This is a genomic window from Thermus sediminis (assembly GCF_003426945.1).
Classification (GTDB): Bacteria; Deinococcota; Deinococci; order Deinococcales; family Thermaceae; genus Thermus; species Thermus sediminis.
On sequence record NZ_QURO01000004.1, the window covers coordinates 857,565 to 877,226 of the forward strand.

General features: G+C 64.7%; 23 protein-coding genes and 1 tRNA gene. 7 read left to right on the plus strand and 17 right to left on the minus strand.

Features of this window, described 5'->3' with window-relative positions; all coding sequences use genetic code 11:
* Positions 1 to 21: 21 nt before the first annotated feature.
* From ATI37_RS05140 to ATI37_RS05215, 16 genes are all read right to left on the minus strand, one after another.
* The gene (locus ATI37_RS05140) at positions 22 to 687 is read right to left on the minus strand and encodes a heme exporter protein CcmB (protein WP_117237414.1); all 666 of its coding nucleotides are present in this window, start codon (positions 685 to 687) and stop codon (positions 22 to 24) included.
* A 41-nt stretch (positions 688 to 728) separates the two neighbouring features.
* The gene (locus ATI37_RS05145; RefSeq protein ID WP_117237415.1) at positions 729 to 1,298 is read right to left on the minus strand and encodes an ABC transporter ATP-binding protein; all 570 of its coding nucleotides are present in this window, start codon (positions 1,296 to 1,298) and stop codon (positions 729 to 731) included.
* A gap of 40 nt (positions 1,299 to 1,338) precedes the next feature.
* The gene (gene ccdA, locus ATI37_RS05150) at positions 1,339 to 2,007 is read right to left on the minus strand and encodes a cytochrome c biogenesis protein CcdA (protein WP_117237416.1); all 669 of its coding nucleotides are present in this window, start codon (positions 2,005 to 2,007) and stop codon (positions 1,339 to 1,341) included.
* A gap of 9 nt (positions 2,008 to 2,016) precedes the next feature.
* Positions 2,017 to 2,565, minus strand: a complete 549-nt coding sequence (locus ATI37_RS05155; protein WP_117237417.1) for a c-type cytochrome — start codon at positions 2,563 to 2,565, stop codon at positions 2,017 to 2,019.
* Positions 2,558 to 3,841 carry a sulfite dehydrogenase gene (soxC, locus tag ATI37_RS05160; RefSeq protein ID WP_117237418.1) on the minus strand — a complete coding sequence of 428 codons (1,284 nt, stop codon included), beginning with the start codon at positions 3,839 to 3,841 and terminating at the stop codon, positions 2,558 to 2,560. Before soxC ends, ATI37_RS05155 begins: the two co-directional genes overlap by 8 nt.
* A gap of 67 nt (positions 3,842 to 3,908) precedes the next feature.
* Complete coding sequence (locus ATI37_RS05165) at positions 3,909 to 5,195, minus strand: FCSD flavin-binding domain-containing protein (protein WP_117238521.1); 1,287 nt, start codon at positions 5,193 to 5,195, stop codon at positions 3,909 to 3,911.
* 13 nt (positions 5,196 to 5,208) lie between these two features.
* Positions 5,209 to 6,060, minus strand: coding sequence for a translation initiation factor 2 (locus ATI37_RS05170; RefSeq protein WP_117237419.1), 852 nt, complete (start codon positions 6,058 to 6,060; stop codon positions 5,209 to 5,211).
* Positions 6,057 to 6,494 carry a rhodanese-like domain-containing protein gene (locus ATI37_RS05175; protein WP_117237420.1) on the minus strand — a complete coding sequence of 146 codons (438 nt, stop codon included), beginning with the start codon at positions 6,492 to 6,494 and terminating at the stop codon, positions 6,057 to 6,059. The genes ATI37_RS05170 and ATI37_RS05175 overlap by 4 nt, the downstream gene beginning before the upstream one ends.
* 2 nt (positions 6,495 to 6,496) lie before the next feature.
* Entirely contained in the window at positions 6,497 to 7,291 is a 795-nt protein-coding gene (soxA, locus tag ATI37_RS05180) for a sulfur oxidation c-type cytochrome SoxA (protein ID WP_117237421.1), read from the minus strand.
* Positions 7,292 to 7,293: 2 nt separating this feature from the next.
* Complete coding sequence (gene soxX / locus ATI37_RS05185) at positions 7,294 to 7,857, minus strand: sulfur oxidation c-type cytochrome SoxX (RefSeq protein WP_117237422.1); 564 nt, start codon at positions 7,855 to 7,857, stop codon at positions 7,294 to 7,296.
* Positions 7,854 to 9,575, minus strand: coding sequence for a thiosulfohydrolase SoxB (gene soxB, locus ATI37_RS05190; RefSeq protein WP_117237423.1), 1,722 nt, complete (start codon positions 9,573 to 9,575; stop codon positions 7,854 to 7,856). The genes soxX (ATI37_RS05185) and soxB overlap by 4 nt, the downstream gene beginning before the upstream one ends.
* Positions 9,572 to 10,144, minus strand: coding sequence for a sulfur oxidation c-type cytochrome SoxX (gene soxX / locus ATI37_RS05195; RefSeq protein ID WP_117237424.1), 573 nt, complete (start codon positions 10,142 to 10,144; stop codon positions 9,572 to 9,574). The genes soxB and soxX (ATI37_RS05195) overlap by 4 nt, the downstream gene beginning before the upstream one ends.
* Before the next feature lie 9 nt (positions 10,145 to 10,153).
* On the minus strand, positions 10,154 to 10,939 hold the full coding sequence (gene soxA / locus ATI37_RS05200) for a sulfur oxidation c-type cytochrome SoxA (protein WP_117238522.1): 786 nt from the start codon (positions 10,937 to 10,939) through the stop codon (positions 10,154 to 10,156).
* 50 nt (positions 10,940 to 10,989) lie between these two features.
* Positions 10,990 to 11,316, minus strand: coding sequence for a thiosulfate oxidation carrier complex protein SoxZ (soxZ, locus tag ATI37_RS05205; protein WP_117237425.1), 327 nt, complete (start codon positions 11,314 to 11,316; stop codon positions 10,990 to 10,992).
* 12 nt (positions 11,317 to 11,328) lie between these two features.
* A complete protein-coding gene (gene soxY, locus ATI37_RS05210; protein WP_117237426.1) occupies positions 11,329 to 11,781 on the minus strand; it encodes a thiosulfate oxidation carrier protein SoxY in 453 nt (150 codons plus the stop codon).
* On the minus strand, positions 11,774 to 12,196 hold the full coding sequence (locus tag ATI37_RS05215) for a thioredoxin fold domain-containing protein (protein ID WP_117237427.1): 423 nt from the start codon (positions 12,194 to 12,196) through the stop codon (positions 11,774 to 11,776). Before ATI37_RS05215 ends, soxY begins: the two co-directional genes overlap by 8 nt.
* Before the next feature lie 256 nt (positions 12,197 to 12,452).
* Here ATI37_RS05215 and ATI37_RS05220 point away from each other — a divergent pair, with 256 nt between their 5' ends.
* The 6 genes from ATI37_RS05220 to ATI37_RS05245 all read left to right on the plus strand — a co-directional run bounded on the left by ATI37_RS05220 (position 12,453) and on the right by ATI37_RS05245 (position 17,414).
* Positions 12,453 to 12,899 (plus strand): c-type cytochrome, encoded by a 447-nt coding sequence (locus ATI37_RS05220; protein WP_117237428.1) that lies wholly within the window; start codon positions 12,453 to 12,455, stop codon positions 12,897 to 12,899.
* Between the two features lie 58 nt (positions 12,900 to 12,957).
* The gene (locus ATI37_RS05225) at positions 12,958 to 13,908 is read left to right on the plus strand and encodes an ABC transporter ATP-binding protein (RefSeq protein WP_117237429.1); all 951 of its coding nucleotides are present in this window, start codon (positions 12,958 to 12,960) and stop codon (positions 13,906 to 13,908) included.
* Complete coding sequence (locus tag ATI37_RS05230) at positions 13,905 to 14,516, plus strand: thiamine diphosphokinase (protein WP_117237430.1); 612 nt, start codon at positions 13,905 to 13,907, stop codon at positions 14,514 to 14,516. Before ATI37_RS05225 ends, ATI37_RS05230 begins: the two co-directional genes overlap by 4 nt.
* Positions 14,517 to 14,555: 39 nt before the next feature.
* Positions 14,556 to 14,631: transfer RNA gene (locus tag ATI37_RS05235), tRNA-Lys, on the plus strand.
* A 42-nt stretch (positions 14,632 to 14,673) separates the two neighbouring features.
* Complete coding sequence (locus tag ATI37_RS05240) at positions 14,674 to 15,696, plus strand: DUF815 domain-containing protein (protein ID WP_408646647.1); 1,023 nt, start codon at positions 14,674 to 14,676, stop codon at positions 15,694 to 15,696.
* Positions 15,697 to 15,761: 65 nt separating this feature from the next.
* Positions 15,762 to 17,414 carry a GmrSD restriction endonuclease domain-containing protein gene (locus ATI37_RS05245; protein WP_198665510.1) on the plus strand — a complete coding sequence of 551 codons (1,653 nt, stop codon included), beginning with the start codon at positions 15,762 to 15,764 and terminating at the stop codon, positions 17,412 to 17,414.
* Between the two features lie 36 nt (positions 17,415 to 17,450).
* Here ATI37_RS05245 and ATI37_RS05250 read toward each other — a convergent pair whose 3' ends face one another.
* Positions 17,451 to 19,109 (minus strand): CTP synthase, encoded by a 1,659-nt coding sequence (locus ATI37_RS05250; protein ID WP_117237433.1) that lies wholly within the window; start codon positions 19,107 to 19,109, stop codon positions 17,451 to 17,453.
* 128 nt (positions 19,110 to 19,237) lie between these two features.
* Here ATI37_RS05250 and rplM point away from each other — a divergent pair, with 128 nt between their 5' ends.
* Positions 19,238 to 19,660, plus strand: a complete 423-nt coding sequence (gene rplM, locus ATI37_RS05255) for a 50S ribosomal protein L13 (protein WP_117237434.1) — start codon at positions 19,238 to 19,240, stop codon at positions 19,658 to 19,660.
* Positions 19,661 to 19,662 lie beyond the last annotated feature (2 nt).

The window sequence follows — 19,662 nt, forward strand, 5'->3', positions numbered from 1 at the left end:
AGGGCTCAGAAGTCTGTGAACTCATCCCTCCATGACCACGGGGAAGAGGAGGGCGCAGGCGGTTATGTAGACCACGTCAAAGACCAAAAGGAGCCGCCACCAGTCCGCCAGTTCCGCCAGGGGAAGCCCCTCCACCAGGCCCACCGTGGCCCGCACCGAGGCCAGGACCACGGGCACCACCAAGGAGAAGAGGAGGAGGGGCAGAAGGGCCTCCCGTCCCCTCAGGCGGGCCAGGAGGCCGGCGTAGAAGGTGGCCACGCTGGCGTAGCCCAAGGCCCCTAGGGAGAGGGTGAGGAGGAGGGGAAGCCCCCGCTCTAGAGGCAGGTGAAAGAGGCCCGCCGCCAAGAGGAGGGCGAGGAGGCCTAGGGGCAAAAGGAGGAGAACCTGGGAAAGGAGCTTGCCAAAGTAGATCCACTCCTTGCCCCCAGGGGTGAGGAGAAGGTCATCCAGGGTGCCTTCCTCCACCTCTAGGGCGAAGGCCCGGGTGGAGAGGAGGGTGCTCATGAAGGCCAGGGCCACCCAGAGGACCCCAGGGGCCGCCCGGCGCAAGGGGCCCTCCTCGGGGCCCAAGGCCAGGGCCATGACGAAGAGCATCACGGCGAAGAAGGCCAGGAGGGAGAGGATCCCGGTCCGGTCCCGCACCTCGAGGCGCAGGTCCCGCAGGGCGAGAAGCCAGACCCGCCGCATCGGTTGAAGCGCCTCCCGCGCCACCCGAACCTGGGCCGATCTCATCTTCCTCCTAGCTCCAGGGCGCGATCCGCCACCGTCCCGGCCAAGGCCCGGTCGTGGGTGGCCAGGACCACCCCTCCCCCTTCCCGCGCCTCCCGAAGGACTTGCAGAAGAAGCCCTCTTCCCTCGGCATCCAAGGTGGTCTCTGGTTCGTCCAAAAGCCAAAGGGAGGGGCGCAAGAGGAGGAGGCGGGCCAAAGCCAGGCGCTTCCTCATGCCGCTGGAGAAAGCGGCCAGGGGCAGGTCAGAGGGCAGGGCGAAGCGGCGCAAAACCCCGGCCCAATCCCCCCTCCGGCCGTGGAAGGCCAGATCGTAAAGGAGGTGCTCCCTGGCGGTGAGGTGGCGGTGAAAGGCCGGGGGGTTGGGGAGAAACAAGGCCTCCTCCTTCCGCTCCACCCGCCCCCGGGTGGGCTTGAGAAGGCCAGCCATAAGCCTCAGCAGGGTGGTCTTCCCCGAGCCGTTGGGGCCCAGGAGGGCCACCACCTCTCCCCGCTCCAAGGCGAAGTCCAGATCCTTCAAGACCCAGTCGCGGCCAAAACGCTTGGAAACACCCACCAGGCGCAAGAGCATGCCTTCTCCAGTCTAGGGGTATCGGGCCGGGACAAAGGTCCTAGAGGTACCTCTGCAGCCACTCCGGCGTAAGGCGAAGGAAAAAGGCGTTAAGGGCGGTGAAGGAGTCCGTGAGGAGGAGAAGCCCCACCAGGATCAGGACCACGCCGGCAAGAAGTTCCACGCGGTGGGAAAGCCGCCCCGCCCGCCTCAAAAAGCCCTTGAGGCGTTCAGCGAAGAGGGCCACCAGCAGGAAGGGCACGGCCAGGCCCAGGATGTAGGCCAGGAGGAACCCCACTCCCCCTCCCACCGCGGTGAGGGTGAGGATGGCCCCCAGGATGGGACCGATGCAGGGGGTCCAGCCCAGACCCAGGGTGGCCCCCAGGAGGAAGGCTCCCAAGGGGCGGCCGGTCTCCCCCTCGTAGCGGAGGGAGACCCCCCACCTGGGCCTCAGGCCCAACATGTAGAGGCCGAAGAGCACCAAAACCGCCCCCCCTATCCGGGCTAGGGTCTGGCGATGTTCAAAGAGGAGGCTCCCAAGGAGGGTGAAGGGCAGGCCCAGGAAGAAAAACACCGCCCCAAAGCCCAAGACGAAGAAAACGGCGTTGAAGACGGGGCGCCCCCGCTCCCCCCCCAAGTAGAAGAGGTAGGTGGGCACCAGGGGCAGCACGCACGGGGAGAGGAAGGAGAGCACCCCTGCCAGGAAGGCTGCGCTCAGGGAAAGGGCCATGCCTCCATCCTAGGGCAGGGTGAGCCAGGGGAAGCGGCGCCGGGTCTCGGGGTCCAAGTCCAAAAGCTCCCGGGCGGGCATCCGGATCGTGGGCAGAGTCTTCTGGTTGATGGGGGTGTCCGCCTCGGTGATGCCGTTCATGTAAAGGAGGAAGGCCACCAGATGGTAGACCTCCTCGTCCGTGAGCGTGCCCGCCGCCCCAAAGGGCATGGCCCGGCGGATGTAGTCGAAAAGGGTGGTGGCGTAGGGCCAGTAGTTGCCGATGGCAAACTCCACAGGATCCGTGTCCGGGGTGATGGGGAAGGGCTCGGCCACCAGGCGGTTGAAGGGGTAGCCCTCCCCCCGGGCCCCGTGGCAGGAGGCGCACTTCTCCGCATAGATGCGCTCTCCCTCCACGACCTTTCCCTCCCCAGGGGGAAGTCCCCGGCCGTCGGGTAGGACCACGGGCCTGAGGTCGTACTGGGCTATGAGCTCCTCCGCAATGGGGGTGCCCAGACCGTAGCGGGCGGCAAAGGCTAGTCCGAGCAGGGCTAAGGCCAAGAGGGCTTGCTTAAACATCCAACACCTCCCCACCGCAACCCCCCGCGGGGCCAAAGGCCTGGCCACCCAAGGGCTGATCCCCGTTCACCACCTGTCCATCCCCCTGGATGCGCCAAGCCTGTATGGCGTTGTAGTGGTAGCGGTTGTTCCTCCCCCATCTCCTGAAGAACTCCTCCCGGGTGGGCTGGGTATTCCCCGCCTCGTCCCAGGCCCGGCTCCAAAGGACCACCTCCTTGCCGTCCCAGTACCAGGGCATCTTGAAACGCACAAAGGCGTAGCGCTCCACCGGAGGCTCCAAGGTAGCCCGCCTCCAGGTCCTCCCCTGGTCAAAGGAGATCTCCACACGGGTGACGCGGCCGTACCCACTCCAGGCCAGGCCCCTTATCTCGTGGAAGCCGGGCTTGATCTGCTGGAGCCCTGAGGGGGAGGTGATGATGGACTGGGGCTCCATGATCCAGGTAAAGGCCAGGACCCGACCATCCGCCATCACATCCGTGTACTCGCTGGTCTCATCCTTGGCCATGGCGGGTAGGTCCGTGACCAGGATGCGCCTGAGCCACTTCACCTGGATGCTCCCCTCCCAGCCCGGGACCACCAGGCGCACGGGGTAGCCCTGCTCCGGGCGGAGGGCCTCCCCGTTCTGGGCGTAGGCCACCAGGACATCCTCCATGGCCTTCTCCAGGGGGATGGAACGGGTGTACATGGCCGCATCCATCCCCTCGGGGACGAGCCATTTGGCCCCGGGCTTCACCCCCGCCTCCTTGAGGAGGAGGGCAAGGGGCACCCCGGTCCAGCTGGCGTTGGAGGCCAGGCCGCGGCTGCGGGTGGCGGTGAGGCTTGGGTCCGGAGGGTTGCGGTAGCCGTTCTGCCCGTTGCCGGCACACTCGATGAAGTAGGTGCGGGTCACCGAGGGGAAGCGCTTGAGGTCCTCCAGGGTGAAGATCAGGGGGCGCTCCACCATCCCGTGGATGACCAGGCGGTAGGCCTCGGGGTCCACCTGGGGCACGCCGGCGTGGTGGCGCTCAAAAAAGAGGCCGTTGGGGGTGATGACCCCCTCCAGATCCCCGATGGGGGCAAAGCTCGCCCCCGAGTGGCGGGTGCGCAGGTTGGGGGAGATGTAGCGCACCACGCCCTCTTCAAAGGGGCTCCGCCCTCCGTACTCGGAGAGGGGGGTGCCCAAGGGGGTAAGGGTCTCAAAGGTCTTTTCCGTCCATGGGGACCCCTGGGCTTTGGCCTTCATGAGGGAGAGAAGCCCCCCTACGCCAAGTAGCCGGAAGAACTTCCTTCGGTCCATATACCCTCCTAGTGTATCTTGGGCGCGTAGGAAATCCCGCCCCCCTTGGGGGCGGGACCCTGGCCCTTCAGGCAGGGCCAAACATGTCGTTCCAGATGCCCAAGGCCCAGCCGTAGGCGGCCTCGCCGCTGGCCTTGGAGCGCTGGTTGTCCACCGTGCTCTGCTGGACCACCCGGCGGGCAGCCTCGTCCCAGCTGTGCTGGTGGGCCACCCAGATGGCCTCCTCGGAGTTCACAAAGGAGTAGCAGATGTTGGTGGGGAGCTCGGGGGCGATCTCCGCCAGAGGCCTGCCCCTCAAGCGTTCGGCGATCTGCCGGGCCACGATGGTGCCGGAGACGTAGGCCACCATCCCGCTCTTGGGGTAGGGGGTGTTGCCCACGATGTCCCCCAGGAGGTAGACCCGGTCGTCCCTTTCGGAGAAGAAGTAGGGAAGGCGGATGTTGGCCCACCTTTCCCCAAGCCCCGCCTGCTGCACGATCTCCGCCGCCTTCATGGGAGGGATGATGTTGGCTACGGTGAAGGGAACGTCCCCGAGCTCGGTCTTTATTACCTTCTTCTCGTAGTCTAGGCCGGTGATGGTGGTGCTGGGGATATACTCCAAATAGTCCTTGTAGAGGTCGTTGTAGGCGGCGAGGAACCCGGGGGCCTTGGAGATGGGCTGGGGGTTGGCGTCCAGGACGATGAGCTTACCCTTGACCCCTTTGGTCTTGAACCGCCAGGCTAGAAGGGCCGCCCGCTCGTAAGGGCCGGGAGGGCAGCGGTAGGGGGGGTTGGGGATGTAGATGACGAACTCCCCACCCTCCTCCTCAAAGCGGTCGATCTGGCGGCGAAGGGCGACGTGCTCAAAGGGTCGGAAGCCCACGGGGAGGAAGTCCTTGGCCTCGGGGTAACCGGGGATGGCCTCGTACATGTAGGTGATCCCCGGGGCGAGGACCAGGAGGTCGTAGGCCAGGTAGCCCCCGGTGGTGCGGATGAGGCGGCGGTCCCGGTTGATCTCCAGGACCCGCTCCTGGACGAAGACCACGCCGTCCCGGATCACCTCGCTGTAGTCAAAGACCAGAAACTCCAAGGGCTGCAACCCCGCCAGGAAGAGGTTGGATATGGGGCAGGACATGAAGTAGCCCCGCTGTTCCAGGAGGACCACCTCGGCCTCGGGCACCGCCTGCTTGAGCTTGCGGGCCGCCGCGGTCCCACCCCAGCCGCCCCCCACCACCACCACCCGGGGAGCCCGGGTGCGGGGAAGGAGGGTGGGCGGACGGGCATAGAACTCCCGGGCGAATCCGCCGCTTCCCAAAGCCCCAGCCGCCGCAAGAGTGGCCCCCGTTTTCAGGACCTGACGCCGGTTGACCTTCATCTCCTCCCTCCCTTCATTGACCCGGGCGGTAAGGCACCCCACCCACGGCCTCCAAAACGGCGCCCATCACCTGCCGGGCCTCCTGGAGCATGGGCACTGCGGGCGTGCCCATCACCCCCGGCATGATGGTCATGAGCATGGGCTCAATGGCCCCCACCAGCACATCCGAGCCCATCTGCATGGCGAAGAAGCGGCAGGGCGCAGCGAAACCCCCGGCGGGCTGGGCGAGGAACATTATACGGGCCCACTCGCTCTTGCAGGGCATGATCACGGTCACCGGGCCCACCTGGACGTTGGGGAGGAGGTTCATCCCCAAGGAGGTGAGCTCGGTTTCCACCATGAGGACCACGTCCTCCACCTGGGCTGAGGGGACGCGGTAGAGGAGGGCGGGCATCAAGCCGCTACTGGGATCCGGCATCATGGGGGGGGAAAGCCGCCTCACCACCCCCAATTGGCCCAAGGCAGCCTCGAGGCGCCAGGTAAGCTCCCGCACCTTGCCCCCGTAGACCCCCATGAGGCCGAAGAGGAACCTGCCGTCCAGGGTCCCCACCAGGTGCCTCTCCCCCTCCCCGGTGATGAAGACCGTAGGGGGAAGGATGATGGCCGTCATGGGGTTCTTGGAGGCGGCCTCCAGGCTCCCTCCTCCGGGCTTGAGAACGACGAGGCGGTACTCGGGGAAGCCCGGGCCCGTCACCTGGCGCACCTGCTCCCCCAGGTTCAGGACCCGGTCAGGCTCCAGGCCCGCGCTCCTCAGGGCCTGGAGGGTCCTGGCCTCCACCTCCTCCAGGGAACCCCTCACCTCCACCACCAGGGACTGGGCCAAGGCCAGGCCCGAAACCGCCAAAAGGGCCCAAAGCTTCTTCAACCCTCCACCTCCACCTCGAGGCCGGCATCCAGCCAGCCTTTGAAGCCAAAGGCGATGTTCTTGGCGTTCTTGTACCCCAGGGCCTGAAGGTAGGCGGCGATCACCATGGAGACGCTCCCCGAGTTGCAGTAAACAAGGATCAAGGCCTCCTTGTCCTGGGGGAGCTCGTTGAGCCGCCTGGGGACCTCCCCCGCGGGGAGGTGGACCGAGCCCGGGATGTGCCCCCGCCTCCTCTCCTCCGCCGTGCGCACGTCCAGGAGCAAGGGCTCAAAGAGGAGGAGGTCCCTGGCCTCCGTGGGGAAGACCAGGTAGCTCGCCGGGGGGACCCGCCCGATGAAGGCCGCAAAGGCCTCGGCAAAATCCTCTCCCCCCTGCCCCTGGCCCTGGGCTAGGGGCAGGAAGGGGAGGGCGAGGAGAAGGTCCCGGCGGCGCATCCCTACCTCGTGAAGAAGGGCAGCTCCTCAAAGGCGTGGCCAGCCCTAGTGGCCTCGGCCAGGATGTAGAGGGTGAGGGCGATGTAGGGCTCGGAGTAGTAGGCCGGGGCGGGGATGCCTATGGAATCGTAGCAGAAGGCTATACGGTCCTGCATGGTGTAGAGCTTGTCCGCCTCAAACCGGTAAGCGGGCCACTCGCTACCCAAGCCCTGGCTGGGGCTCCGCAGGGGGGAAAGGCGGACCCGCCTCCCGGCGTAGCGGTCGTGGCAGGCGGAGCAGTTCATGTCCCGGTTGCCCGCCCGCATGTACCAGAGCTCCCGACCCAGGTTGTAAAGGGCATGCTCCTGGGGGTGTTTGGGCACCACCTGCATCCTGGCCCTGGAGGAGTAGCTGGCGATGTAAGCGGCGATGGCCCGCACCTCGTCCCGCTTGATCTCCTGGGGCTTATAGCCCTGAACGGTCTGCATGCAGGTGTAAATCCGGGTTTCCAAGTCCTCCACGCGCCTGGAGTCGGGGAAGTACCTGGGCAAGGTGGCGTAGCTCCCCTCCAGGACCCCGGGCCCCTTGCCGAAGTCGCAGGCCTCTAGGGTCTTCCCCGAGGGCCCCTTGCGGTAGAAGAGCTCCCTCCCCTCCTCCACGTAGAGCTCCCCAGGCAGAATCCCGAAGGTCTCCAGGTACATCTGCCTTTGCCGCATGGCCTCCTCAAAGGGGTCCAGGGGCTTCTGACCTTGGGTGTAGGCGAAGAGGGCCCCGAAGCCGAGGAGGGCCAGGCCAGAGAGCAGGTAGGTCCGCTTCATCCTCACCTCCGGTTCACGGGGGACTCAGGGTCCAGGAGAAAGGCCACGATGTGGGCCGCTTCCTCAGGGGTGAAGTGGCCCTGCACCCCACCCCGGTACATGAGGGAGCAGGGGAAGTAGGCCCAGGCGTTGTAGACCACCTCGTAGACGTAGCGTTGGAGCGCCTCCGACTGGCCCCTAAGGGCCCCGTACCCCCGGAGGTCAGGCCCCACGGTGCCGTAGGCCACCTCCGCCGGGTCCCCCGAGTGGCAGGCGTAGCAGTTGCCCCTCCTGGGGTCGGTGAAGATCTCCTCCCCCTTCCGCCAGTCGCCCATGAGCCTGCCGTCCTCCGGGTAGCGGATGAGGGCCCGCTGTTCGGCCAGGAAGAGGGGGAGGAGGTCCGGGGGGAGCCTGTCCCGGTACTGGGAGCAGAGGGCCTGTCCCCGGTCTTGGGAGCCCATCACTTTGAGGAAAGCCTCTCCCCCGGTCTGGAGGGCAGCCTCGAGGCGAGCCCTGAAAGGGCCCACCTGGGAAAACCCTAAGCCCAAGAGAAGAACGCCTATGAGCAAAACTCCTGTTCGCTTCATCCCATCACCTCGGGCAGGCGGTAGTTGCGCCCCAGGACCCTCACGTTGGGCTGGGGCAGGATCCGTACCCGGCCCACCGCCTTGAGGTAACCGGCTAGCACCTCGTAGATGGGCTTGGGCTCATACCCCAGCTTGGCCTCCCCCACCCGCTGGAGCCTCCCCCCGTAGGCGGCCACCAGATAGCGGCGGTTGGGATCCAAGGGCTTCCCGTTCACTTCCAGGTCCCGGATGCGGCCCCCCGTGGGGGCGTCGGGGTCCAGGACGTAGCGGAGGCCCACGGTACGGCTCACGTCCCCGCCCTGGTGGTAGAAGGGGTCGGGGCTAAAGACGTTGCTGGCGATGTCCTCCAAGACGCTTCGGATCTGCTCCCCCCTGAGGTAGAAGAGGTAGAGCTCAGGGTAGGTGAAGCCCAGGTAGGCGTAGAGGTGGTCCCAGGTGATGGCCTGTCCCGGGAGAACGGTGGTGCCCCAGCGCACCGCAGGGCTGAAGACCACCTCCACCTCGGGATAGACCGCCCGCACCGCCTCCCCTACCAGCTGGTCAAAGGTGGAGTAGAGGGTGTCCCGCTTGTAAAGTAGGGTTTCCGTGACCGCCAAGGGCTCCAAGAGGTGCTGGCGGTGAGGGGCAATCTGGGCCTCCAAGAAGGCCTCCACATCCTCCGCCTGGGGCAGATGGGCCGAAAGGACGGGCAGGACCCGAACCCGGAGGTTGGCGATCCCCCCCTTGCGGAGCCTGAGGTCTACCCGCATGAGGGCCTTGCCGGCGGCGCTTCCCCCCACGATCCAGGTCCGCCCCACCCGCCAGGGCAGGGGGGTGAGGTCGTGGGTGTGGCCGGAGAGGATGAGGTCTATTCCCTCCACCCGTTCCGCCAGGGCGGCGTCCAGCTGCAGGCCATTGTGGGAGAGGAGGACCACCGCATCCGCCCCCTCGGCCCGGGCCCTTCGCACCGCCTCCCCTAGCCTCCTCTCGTCCAGGGCGAAGGAGAGGCCCTCGGTGAACTCCTCGGGATGGGCCACCTTCACGTAGGGGTAGCTGGCCCCCACTACGGCCAGGGCATAGGGCCCCACCTGGTGGATGCGGTAAGCGGGGAAGAGGGGATCGCCGAAGAGCTCGTCCACGATGTTATAGGAGAGAAGCTCCCCTTGGAAGGCCTCGAGGAGCTCCTCCACCCTTTCCTGCCCCAGGGTCCACTCCCAGTGGGAGACCATGTGGTCCACCCCCACCCGGTTCTGCCAGTCCACGATGGCCCTCCCCTGGGTGAGGAGGGAAATCCCGGAGTTGGTCCAGGTATCCCCCCCATCCAGGACCAGGGCCTTGCCCCCTTCCGCCTCCACCTGGGCCTTCTGCTGACGGATGAGGGCGGTAAGCGGAGCCAGACCGCCGATGGGCCCCAAGGCCCGGGCCAGCTCCACGAAGTCCAGGTAGGAGAGGAGGTAGGCCAAGGGGGTCTTCCGGGCCACCCCGTAGTAGCGGAGGACGGCCTCCCCCGTGAGGTAGCCGGGGCGGCCCATGAGGGGCTTGGGGGCGATGAGGTTGGGGGGCTCCATGAAGTAGTGGGGGAAAAGCTGGGCGTGGAGATCGGAGAAGTAGAGCAAGGTGGCCTCCCCATAGGGTGGGAGGTCGTAGAGTCCCTTGGGGTCCTCCAACACCCGGGAAAGGGCCTTGGGGGAGAGGCCCGCCAGAGCGGAAAGAAGGAAGAGGAGCTCCCTGCGGTTCATCGGGACCCCACTGCAGGCTTGGTGTTGAAGTCAGACTCCGGGTCCAGGAGGTAGGCCACCACGTGGGCGATCTCCTCGGGGGTTAGGCCTCCCAGGGCCCCGAAGCGGTACATGACCGAGCAGGGGAAGTAGGCCCAAGCGTTGTAGATGACCTCGTAGGTGTAGCGCTGCATGGCCTCGGACTGGCCCCGGTTTAGGCCGTACTTCTCCAGGCTGGGCCCCACGTCCCCACCCAGGTGCACGGGGGAGCCATAGTGGCAGGAGAAGCAGTTGGCCTTCTGCAGGTTGTTGAAGATCTCCCCGCCCTTGCGCCAGTCCCCCATGAGCCTCCCGTCTGCGGGATACCTGATGAGGGCCCGTTGCTCCTCCAGGAACTGGGGCAGAAGTTCGGCGGGGAGGCGGTTGCGGTACTGGGAGCAAAGGGCCTGGTCGGGGCGCTGGTTGAGGAAGACCTCGGCGTAGGCCTTACCCCCAGTCTGGATGGGTTTTAGCTCCTCCTCGGTGAAGTACCGCTGGGCCAGGGCCAAGGCCAGAAGGGCCAAAAGGAGGAAAAGAAGGGCTTTTCTCATGCCTCCTCCTCACCGCACAAAGGCGGGCCACTCCTCCACCACCGCCCCATTGGCGTGGTAGGCCATGAAGAGCTCCAGGGCCAGGATGGGCAGGGAGTAGAGGGCTGGAGCGGGATGGCCGATGTTCCCGTAGCAGGCCCGGATGCGGTCCTGCATGGTCCAGATCTGGTCGTTGGAGTAGCGGTAGGCGGGCCAGTTGGTCCAGGACTTGTCCTTACCCAGGACATCAGCGTAGGAGAGGACCCCGGCCCGGCGGCCCACGTAGGTCACGTGGCAGGTGGCGCAGCCCACGTCCCGCTGGCCGGTGCGGGCGTAGAAGAGCTTTTCGCCCAGGGCGTAGAGCTCCCGCTCCTGGGGGAAGAGGAGGCGCACCTGGACCCTTTGCCCCGTGGACTTGCTGGCAATGTAGAAGGCGATGGACACCACCTCGGAGCGCTTCACCTCTTCCGGCTTGAAGCCCTGGACCCGGGTCATGCAGGTCACGATGCGGCTATCCAGGTCCTCCACCCTTCCCGTGTCCAGGAAATAACGGGGAAGCCTGGCGGCCGCCCCCTCTAAGACCCCTTTGCCCAAGCCGAAGTCGCACTCGGCCATGGTCTTGCCCGAAGGGCCCTTGCGGTTGAAAAGCTCCTCCCCCTGGGCCACGATGAGCTCCGTGGGGAGGATCCCCGCGGTCTCCAGGAGGAGCTGCCGCTGCCGCCTGGCCTCCTCCCGGGGGTCCGCCTCCTGGCCCAAAGCGGCCCCCAGGAGGAGGTTCGCCCCCAGGAGAAGGAATAGCAAGGCCTTCCACCGCATCCGCATAACCCAACCTCCATAAAGGCGCCCGGCCTCCCGGGCGCCCGCGCCTAGGCCAGCTCCAGCCTAACCGTGCCCTCGCCCGTGTCCCCGCCCGTGTCCCTCAGCCTAACGGTGTAGGCGCCTGGCTTTTCGGCCTTGAACTTGAAGCCGTAGAGGGGGTTGGCGCTGATGGAGGGGCCGGGACGGACTTCGGCCACCTTCTCCCCCTCAAAGAAGACCTCCACCTGGTTGATGTACCTGGCGGGGATCAGGTTGCCCCGCTCATCCCGGCGGGTGCCGGGCTCGTTGGGGTGCTGGGCCACCGCCTGGAGCCGGAACTCCTCGCCCGCCTTGGGCCTAGCCGGGGTCAGCCGTACGATCACACGGATGCTCATGCTCTACCTCCCTTAACCGCACCCGCCCACAGTGACCCGGGTGCTGGCCGAGGCCAAGAGGAACCTGCCGTCTTGGGTTTCCACCACCGCCCGCACCGCGCTGGTCTCTGCCAAGCGGACCCGGGTAGCGTAATAGGGCAGGGCCTTCATGGGCATGAAGCTGGCCAGCCTAGGGGTGGGGTTCTTGTCGGCGAAGAGGTGGATGGCCTTCACCTCGCCCGGGGGCAGGTTGACCTCCACTTCCGCCGGCACGTTGGCCCCGCTTTCAGCGATGGTGGGCATGGTGACCTTCACCAGGTCCGAGGGGGTGAGGTCCCTAAAGCCCTTGCCCAGAGCCTCCTGCAAGGCCTTCTCCAGGTTGGCCAGGTCCTCGCCCTCGAGGCCTTGGGCCCTCACAGGAAGCCCCGAAAGGGCTACAGCCCCAAGGGCCATGCCGGTAGCCTTGAGAAACGCTCGCCTATCCACACGCACCTCCTTTGGCGCACATCCGGCGCAGCTCCTCCAAAAACTGCGCCCGCGGCCGGCTGCCAAAAAACCGGCCTACCTCTTCCCATGTCCCCCTGCGGTGGACAAGGAAGACGAAGCTGGGGACGCCCAGCACCCGGAAACGCCGGGCCAGATTCTGCCCCTCGGGGATGGCGGTGCTCACGGAGGCCACCACGTAGCGGCCCCTTAAAAGGGCGTCCACCTGGGGGTCGGAGAGAACGAAGGTGTTCATCTGGTCGCAGTAGGGGCAGGCGGGGCTATGGAAGTAGACCAAAAGGAGCCGCCCATGGGCCTGGGCCAGGGCCTGGGCCTCGGAAAAGGGGTACCAACGGCCAAAGTCTGGGGCAGCCAGGGCCAAGCCCAGGGAGATGGCTAGGACGACCCATCTGCGCATGGTTGCCACCGCATACACCGCCTGGGTACACCCAGGGACATTTGTACTCTACCATCTGGGTTAGGGGAATGTCAAGGCCAAAGGTCCCCCGGGACACATTTTCGTGAGGACCTTATCAAGGCGTTCCGTCCCGTCCAAGGGCAAACGGTCCAAGCGTATACACCCCTACGGTGTAGCCGATCCTTAAGGAAGACTAAGGCTCCGCCCCTTGACGGGTAATGCCCGACCCCTATACCCTTATTGCGGGAGGATAGAAATGAGAAAGGGGATAGTGGCTCTTCTCCTTCTCGGCGGCCTGGCCCTGGCCCAGGCGGATGGGGCCAGGCTCTACGCCCAGTGCGCGGGGTGCCACCAGGCAAACGGGCAGGGCATCCCGGGGGCCTTCCCACCCCTGGCCGGGCATATGGCGGAGATCCTGGCCAAGCAGGGCGGGCGGGAGTACCTCATCAGGACCCTCCTCTGGGGCCTCCAAGGCCCGATCGAGGTCAGAGGGGTGAGGTACAACGGGGTCATGCCCGCTTACAACCAGTGGAGGGACGAGGAAATCGCCGCCGTCCTCAACCACATCGCCACCGCCTGGGGGGATGACAAGAAGGTCCAGGGCTTCAGGCCCTTCACCGCAGAGGAGGTCAGGAGGCTCAGGGGGCAGAGGCTTACCCCCCAGCAGGTGCTGGAGGAAAGGAGGAGGCTGGGCCTGAGGTAACCGCCTGAGGCCCACCTGCCCCAGGGCTTGCCCCTGGGGCCTCTGCTTTAATGGGGGGGTGCTGGCGCTCGCGGTGAGGAAGGCCTTCCCTGGGTTTCGGCTGGAGATAGCGCTGGAGGTCCAGGAAGGGGAGGTCCTAGCCCTCCTCGGCCCCTCGGGGAGCGGGAAGAGCACCCTCCTCAAGCTGGTGGCCGGCCTCCTCCAGCCGGATGCGGGGTCTGTCCGCTTCGGAGGGCTGGACCTCACCTCCTTGCCCCCGGAGAGGCGCAAGGTGGGCTTCCTCTTCCAGGACTACGCCCTCTTCCCCCACCTCACCGTGGCCGAGAACATCGCCTTCGGCCTCCTCGAGGCCCGCTGGCCCAAGGCGGCCCGGGAGGAGAGGGTAAAGGAGCTCCTCGCCCGCATGGAGCTCACCCCCCACGCCGGGAAGCGCCCCCAGGAGCTCTCCGGAGGGGAGCAGCAAAGGGTGGCCCTGGCCCGGGCCCTGGCCCCTAAGCCCCGCCTCCTCCTCCTGGACGAGCCCCTGGGGGCCTTGGACCTGAGGCTTAGGGAGGAACTCCTCCTCTTCCTGCGCCGCACCTTGCGGGAGGAGGGGGTTACCGCGCTCCTCGTGACCCACGACCAAGAGGAGGCCTTCCTCCTGGCCCACCGGGTGGCCCTCCTGCGGGAGGGGCGGATCGTCCAAGTGGGGAGGCCTGAGGAGGTCTACGCCCACCCCAAGGACCCCTGGGCCGCCCGCTTCCTGGGGCACAAGAACCTCCTTTCCCCCGAGGAGAGCCAGGCCCTGGGCCTTCCTCCCAAGGCCCACCTCCTCCCGCCCAAGGCCCTCTCCCTGGGGGGGCCTTTGGAAGGCGTGGTGGAGGAGCGCCTCTTTTTCGGCCCCCGGGTGGGGCTTTGGGTGCGACTCGGGGGGGTGCGGCTTTACCTGGAGGCCCAAGAGGGCCCCAGGGAGGGGGAGAGGGTAGGCCTCCATCTGGACGCTTTCCAGGTGGTAACCTTGGAGGGATGAGGCTAGCCCTGCTCTTGGGAGGGCCCCTCTTGGTGACGGAGGGGCTTAAGGAAAGGCTTTTTGGCTTCCGCCTCTGGGCCGCAGACTCCGGGGCCCGCCACGCCCTAGCCCTGGGCCTGCCCCTGGAGTTATGGCTCGGGGACATGGACTCTAGCCCCTCCTGGCTCCAGGAGGCCCTTGCCGCCCCCCGGCTCCTCCTCCCCCAGGACAAAGACCAGACCGATGGGGAGGCCCTGATCCGGAAGGCCCTGGAGCTGGCTCCCGAGGAGGTCCTCCTCCTGGGGGCCATCGGGGGGCGGTTGGACCACACCCTGGCCCACCTGGAGCTCGCCTTCCTCCTGGCGGAGGGGGGCGCCCGGGTGGAGCTCACGGATGGCCTCACGCGCACCCTTCCCCTCTCACCTGGAGAACACGCCCTCCCCTTGGAGCCAGAAGCCCCCTTCAGCCTCCTCCCCTTCCCCGAGGCCACCTTGGCGGTGGAGGGAGCCCGGTGGGACCTCCCCCCCACCCGCCTCAAGGCCACCACCCGCACCCTGGAGAACCGGGCCCTGGGGCCCATCCGGGTCCGGGTGGCCGAGGGGCGGGCCCTCCTCCACCTCTTCCCTTGACAGAGGGGAAAGGGGCGGCTACACTGGCCTTTGGCGCTTGGGCCGCTAGCTCAACCGGTAGAGCAACCGACTCTTAATCGGTGGGTTACAGGTTCGAGTCCTGTGCGGCCCACCAAGGGTCCCGGGGGAAACCCCTGGGGCTTTTATCATGGAATCCGTGGACCTACCCAAAAACCCTCTGGACCTTATTTACTTGGATCTCCCCCAAGGAGAGCCGTGGGGCTACGCCATGGCGCATGGCCTTCTAAAAGCTCCTTGGGCCTGGCGGGCCCTTCGGCCCACCCCGGGGCTTTTGGATATAATACAACAAGACCTCGAGGCCCACTTCCTGGAGTTGGAGCGGCTGAGACAGGAAGTCCCCCTAGGAAGCCTGGGAGAGCGCCCCCCCTCCCCCCCGGAGGAAGGGGCCTTGGAAGCCCTTCTCAAGCGGGACCCCGAGGCCATGGTTCGGGTGCTCAAGGCCCATGGCCCCTGGCCCTACGCCCTCTACCGGGCCTTCCGCTTTGACGGAGAGGTGCGCCCCCTTTCCCAGCCTCGCCTTCCCCGGGAAGACGAGCTTGTGGGCTACGAAGACCAGCTGAGGGCCCTTCGGGAAAACGCCCGGCGCTTCCTGGAAGGGAAGCCCGCCCTTCACACCCTCCTCTACGGGGCCCGGGGCACGGGGAAGAGCACCGCCGCCAAAAGCCTTCTCCACCTGGAGGGGGTGCGGATGGTGGAGGTGGAGCTTAGGGCCCTGGGCCAGCTGGAAGGGCTTCTGGAAACCCTGGCTCCCCTTCCCCACCGCTTCTTCCTCTTCCTGGACGACCTCTCCTTGGACCCCAGGGACGAGGCCTTCCACCCCCTCAAGGCCCTCCTGGAGGGAAGCCTCGAGGGGCCCCCGGAAAACGTCCTCCTCCTCGCCACCTCCAACCGCCGCCACCTGGTGCGCCACCAGGGGGAAAACCCCCTTCCTGGGGCCGACCCCGCCTCGTGGGACGAGCTCCAGGACACCCTGGCCCTCGCCGAGCGCTTTGGGCTAGTGCTCACCTTCCCCCCCTTTGACAAGGCGCTTTACCTGAAGGCGGTGACCCACCACCTGGGCCGTCCCCTCACGGAAGAAGAGGAAAGGGAAGCCCTCCGCTTCGCCCTGAACCGGGGCTTCTCCGGGCGGGTGGCGAGGCAGTTCGCCCTAAGTCGTTGACAGAGATGTGCTGATTGTAATAACCTCGGTATGTGCGGACAGGCTCATTCCGTATAAACCAACTATTGAGAAAAGTCAAGGTCGGCCAGTTTAGGCTTCCTCAATTTCAGCGAGATTTCGTTTGGAATGAAGCCCAGGTTGCCTTACTTATTGATTCAATCGCCCGCAATTACCCCATTGGCTCCTTACTCCTGTTGGAGCCTAGCCCGGAAATTCGCCTAAGTACCAGGCCTCTCGAAGTTGCGGCAAGTGAAGTAGACACTTACTTTTCCCCCGAGACACCTTTAGAGGATGAGGTATTAGCCGATGCGCAAGAGTTGCTCATTTTAGATGGACAGCAGAGAATGACCTCTATCGTTCGTGTGCTGCTGAACCTCAACCCCTCAAAAACATATTGGTTTGATTTACACGATATTTACGATTCATTTCAAGAGGAAAGATCGGATTGGATCAAAAAGACTTCAGGAAGGACAAAAGATACAACGCGCAATAATGGACGATGGATTCGAGCAGACCTGGTTATTGAAGGCGAGGAGCAAAAATATGTCATTAATTACTTTTTAGACTTTTTTGGCGATGAAAAGGAAAAGGCTATGCAGGCAATCCAAAAAGTTAGCCGAATATTCGAAACCATCCGCAACTACGAAGTACCCTACATCCTCCTGGAAGGCCAGGAAGGCGTAGAAGCTATTTGTCGGATTTTTGAAACGATAAACTCAACGGGCACACGTCTAACCACCTTTGATTTGGCCGTTGCACGCTATTTTCCCAATCCAGATCTGCGTTACCTGTACGAAACTGCACGCACTTCACATCAGGTGCTCAGTGATTTTGATGTAGACGGCGAGCGCATACTGCAAATAATTGTCCTCCTTGAAAAAAATACGGAGCCTTCTCGCGGTGAACAGCTTAGATTAACCAAAGAAGACATCCACAAGGATTGGCACAAAGCGGTTGAGGCTTTAGTAAAGGCCATAAAATGGGCACAAAATGAGTGCGGGCTTGAACCAAGGTATTACGTCGGCGAAAGCCAGCTAGTAGCCCTTGCTGGAGTTTTGTCTGGTTTAGAACCTTCTGAACAAAAGGCGTTTCTCGCCCGAAAGGGAGATTTGCTTGTTCAATGGTTTTTTTCAAATGTCCTGCAAAGTGGCTTCCGGGCAACAAATTATAGAATCTTCACTCATTATAGAAGCCTACAAAAATTACTGGAAGAAGGCGAGATTCCTGCTGACGATATACCCACGGTCAAACTAGACCTTGACACCTTGATAAATTTGGCAAAAAGTGATAACCGTTATAAGGCTATTCTTGCTCTTTTGAGGCGCTCAATCATGGAAGATTTTTACTCAGGGGCCAAAATAGAGTCTAGCAATTTGGAAATACACCATATATTTCCTAGATCCTTTGGAGCAAAAAAGAAGGTAGACTCCATAGCAAATTTGGTACCCCTGACTCGCGAAAGCAACCAACTGTTATCAAACAGAAACCCTTCCGAATACATAGCTGAACTTGGTAAGCGCACGAGCACATACAAAGCAAACAAGCGCCTGGCTGGTGCCCTTTTCCCCGTACGCCTTACTCCAACGGGGGAGATCAATCCTCAAATCCTATCTGATGACCAGTATGAAATATTCCTACAGGAAAGAGGTAAGCTCATCCTTAAGAAAATCAAAGAAGTTGTGGGTCCGCACTTTAGCGATGACCCACTAGAAGAGTAGTTTGCTTGCTTTCTACATCCTAGTCTTTCCCTTTGGTTATGAAGTTTTTAGTTTTCTAGAAAACCTCAAGGCCGCCTCCACGAACCCGGCGAAGGGCGGCGAGGGGCGCATGGGGCGGCTCTTGAACTCGGGGTGGCTCTGGAGGCCCAGGAAGAAGGGGTGGTCCTTGAGCTCGATGGCCTCCACCAGCCCCACCCCCCGGCTCTTCATCCCCGGGGTGGTGGCGGAGATGACGAGGCCCGCCCGCTCCAACTGGTCCACATAGAGGGGGTTCACCTCGTAGCGGTGGCGGTGCCGCTCCAAGGCCTCCTCCCGGCCATAGAGGCGGTGGAGGAGGGTGCCGGGCCTTATGCGCATGGGCCAGTCCCCCAGGCGCATGGTCCCTCCCAGGCCCTCCACCTCCAACTGCTCCGGCATGAGGTCAATCACGGGGTGGGGGGTGTAGGGGTCAAACTCCGTGGAGTTGGCCCCCCGGAGGCCCGCCACGTTCCGGGCGAACTCAATGACGGCGATCTGCAGACCTAGGCAGATCCCCAGGTAGGGGATCCCCTTCTCCCTGGCGTACTGGGCGGCCCGCACCTTGCCCTCAATCCCCCGCACGCCGAAGCCGCCGGGAACCAGAATGCCCGCCACGTCCGCGAAGGCCTCGTCCAGGTCGGCCCCCTCCAGGCCCTCGGCGTCCACCCACTTCACCTCCACCCGGGCCCGGTTCTTGATCCCGGCGTGCTTCAGGGCCTCGAGGAGGGAGAGGTAGGCGTCCGGCATCCTCACGTACTTCCCGGCGATGGCGATGCGCACCGTGCGCTCCGGGTTCTTCAGGACGCGCACCGCCTCCTGCCAGAAGGCCAGGTTGGGGAAGAGGGGCTCGAGGCCCAGGCCCCGCTCCACCGCCCGGCCCAGACCCTGCTCCTCGAGGAGGAGGGGGACCTCGTAGAGGTGCTCCACGTTGGGGCTAGAGAAGACATAGCCCGGGCGCACGTTGGTGAAAAGGGCCACCTTCCTCCTCACCTCCTCGGGCACGGGCTTTACCGAGCGGAGGACGATGGCGTCGGGCTGGATGCCCACGCCTCTCAGGGTGGCCACGGAGTGCTGCGTGGGCTTGGTCTTGAACTCCTCGCTGGTCTCCAGATAGGGGACCAGGGTCAGGTGGATGTAAAAGGTGTTTCCCTCCCCCTCGTCAAAGCGGAACTGGCGGATGGCCTCCAGGAAGGGGAGGCTCTCAATGTCCCCCACCGTGCCCCCCACCTCCACCACGGCGATCTCCGCCCCCTGCTCCTCCGCCACCTTGCGGATCCGGTCCTTGATCTCGTCGGTGACGTGGGGGATGACCTGGACCGTCTGGGAGAGGTACTCCCCCCGGCGCTCCTTCTGGATCACGGAGAGGTAGACCTGGCCCGTGGTGAGGTTGTTGCCCCGGGATAGGTCCAGGTCCAAAAAGCGCTCGTAGTGGCCGATGTCCAAGTCGGTCTCGGCCCCGTCGGCGGTGACGAAGACCTCCCCGTGCTCGTAGGGGCGCATGGTCCCCGCATCCACGTTCACGTAGGGGTCAATCTTGATGGCCGTGACCCGGTAGCCCCGGGCCCTTAGGAGGGCCCCCAAGGAGGAGGTGAGGATCCCCTTCCCCAGGCTAGAGACCACACCCCCGGTGACGAACACGTACTTCCTAGGCTTAGAGCTTTCGGAAACCCCGTTCACGGGACTTCAGCCTACCACATCTGGCGGAAGGGGCGGGGTTTGTGGTAGTGTCTTCTTTGGCGTTCCTGCGGGGTCCCCCGATCCCCCAGCAAGGACGAAAGAGCGTTCTGCCTAGAAGGAGGGCCCTGGTGAAGACGTACGTGCCCAAAGAGATTGAACCCCGCTGGGTTCTCATAGACGCCGAGGGGAAGACCCTGGGCCGGCTGGCCACGGAGATCGCCACGCTCCTAAGGGGCAAGCACCGCCCCGACTGGACCCCCAACGTGGCCATGGGGGATTTCGTGGTGGTGGTCAATGCCGGCAAGATCCGCCTCACCGGCAAGAAGCCCAAGCAGAAGGTCTACACCCGCTATAGCGGCTACCAGGGAGGGCTCAAGGAGATCCCCGCCGAGAAGATGCTCTCCACCCACCCCGAGCGGGTGCTGGAGCACGCAGTGAGGGGCATGCTCCCCAAGGGGCCCCTGGGCCGCAGGCTCTTCAAGCGCCTCAAGGTCTACGCCGGGCCCACCCACCCCCACCAGGCCCAGAAGCCCGTGAAGCTGGAGGTCTAGCG

Excerpts from the sequence above, each read along its gene's own strand:
- ATI37_RS05140 (WP_117237414.1), bottom strand. The coding sequence starts at position 687 with ATGCGGCGGGTCTGGCTTCTCGCCCTGCGGGACCTGCGCCTCGAGGTG.
- ATI37_RS05145 (WP_117237415.1), bottom strand. The coding sequence starts at position 1,298 with ATGCTCTTGCGCCTGGTGGGTGTTTCCAAGCGTTTTGGCCGCGACTGG.
- ccdA (WP_117237416.1), bottom strand. The coding sequence starts at position 2,007 with ATGGCCCTTTCCCTGAGCGCAGCCTTCCTGGCAGGGGTGCTCTCCTTC.
- ATI37_RS05155 (WP_117237417.1), bottom strand. The coding sequence starts at position 2,565 with ATGTTTAAGCAAGCCCTCTTGGCCTTAGCCCTGCTCGGACTAGCCTTT.
- soxC (WP_117237418.1), bottom strand. The coding sequence starts at position 3,841 with ATGGACCGAAGGAAGTTCTTCCGGCTACTTGGCGTAGGGGGGCTTCTC.
- ATI37_RS05165 (WP_117238521.1), bottom strand. The coding sequence starts at position 5,195 with ATGAAGGTCAACCGGCGTCAGGTCCTGAAAACGGGGGCCACTCTTGCG.
- ATI37_RS05175 (WP_117237420.1), bottom strand. The coding sequence starts at position 6,494 with ATGCGCCGCCGGGACCTTCTCCTCGCCCTCCCCTTCCTGCCCCTAGCC.
- soxA (WP_117237421.1), bottom strand. The coding sequence starts at position 7,291 with ATGAAGCGGACCTACCTGCTCTCTGGCCTGGCCCTCCTCGGCTTCGGG.
- soxX (WP_117237422.1), bottom strand. The coding sequence starts at position 7,857 with ATGAAGCGAACAGGAGTTTTGCTCATAGGCGTTCTTCTCTTGGGCTTA.
- soxB (WP_117237423.1), bottom strand. The coding sequence starts at position 9,575 with ATGAACCGCAGGGAGCTCCTCTTCCTTCTTTCCGCTCTGGCGGGCCTC.
- soxX (WP_117237424.1), bottom strand. The coding sequence starts at position 10,144 with ATGAGAAAAGCCCTTCTTTTCCTCCTTTTGGCCCTTCTGGCCTTGGCC.
- soxA (WP_117238522.1), bottom strand. The coding sequence starts at position 10,939 with ATGCGGTGGAAGGCCTTGCTATTCCTTCTCCTGGGGGCGAACCTCCTC.
- soxZ (WP_117237425.1), bottom strand. The coding sequence starts at position 11,316 with ATGAGCATCCGTGTGATCGTACGGCTGACCCCGGCTAGGCCCAAGGCG.
- ATI37_RS05215 (WP_117237427.1), bottom strand. The coding sequence starts at position 12,196 with ATGCGCAGATGGGTCGTCCTAGCCATCTCCCTGGGCTTGGCCCTGGCT.
- ATI37_RS05220 (WP_117237428.1), top strand. The coding sequence starts at position 12,453 with ATGAGAAAGGGGATAGTGGCTCTTCTCCTTCTCGGCGGCCTGGCCCTG.
- ATI37_RS05230 (WP_117237430.1), top strand. The coding sequence starts at position 13,905 with ATGAGGCTAGCCCTGCTCTTGGGAGGGCCCCTCTTGGTGACGGAGGGG.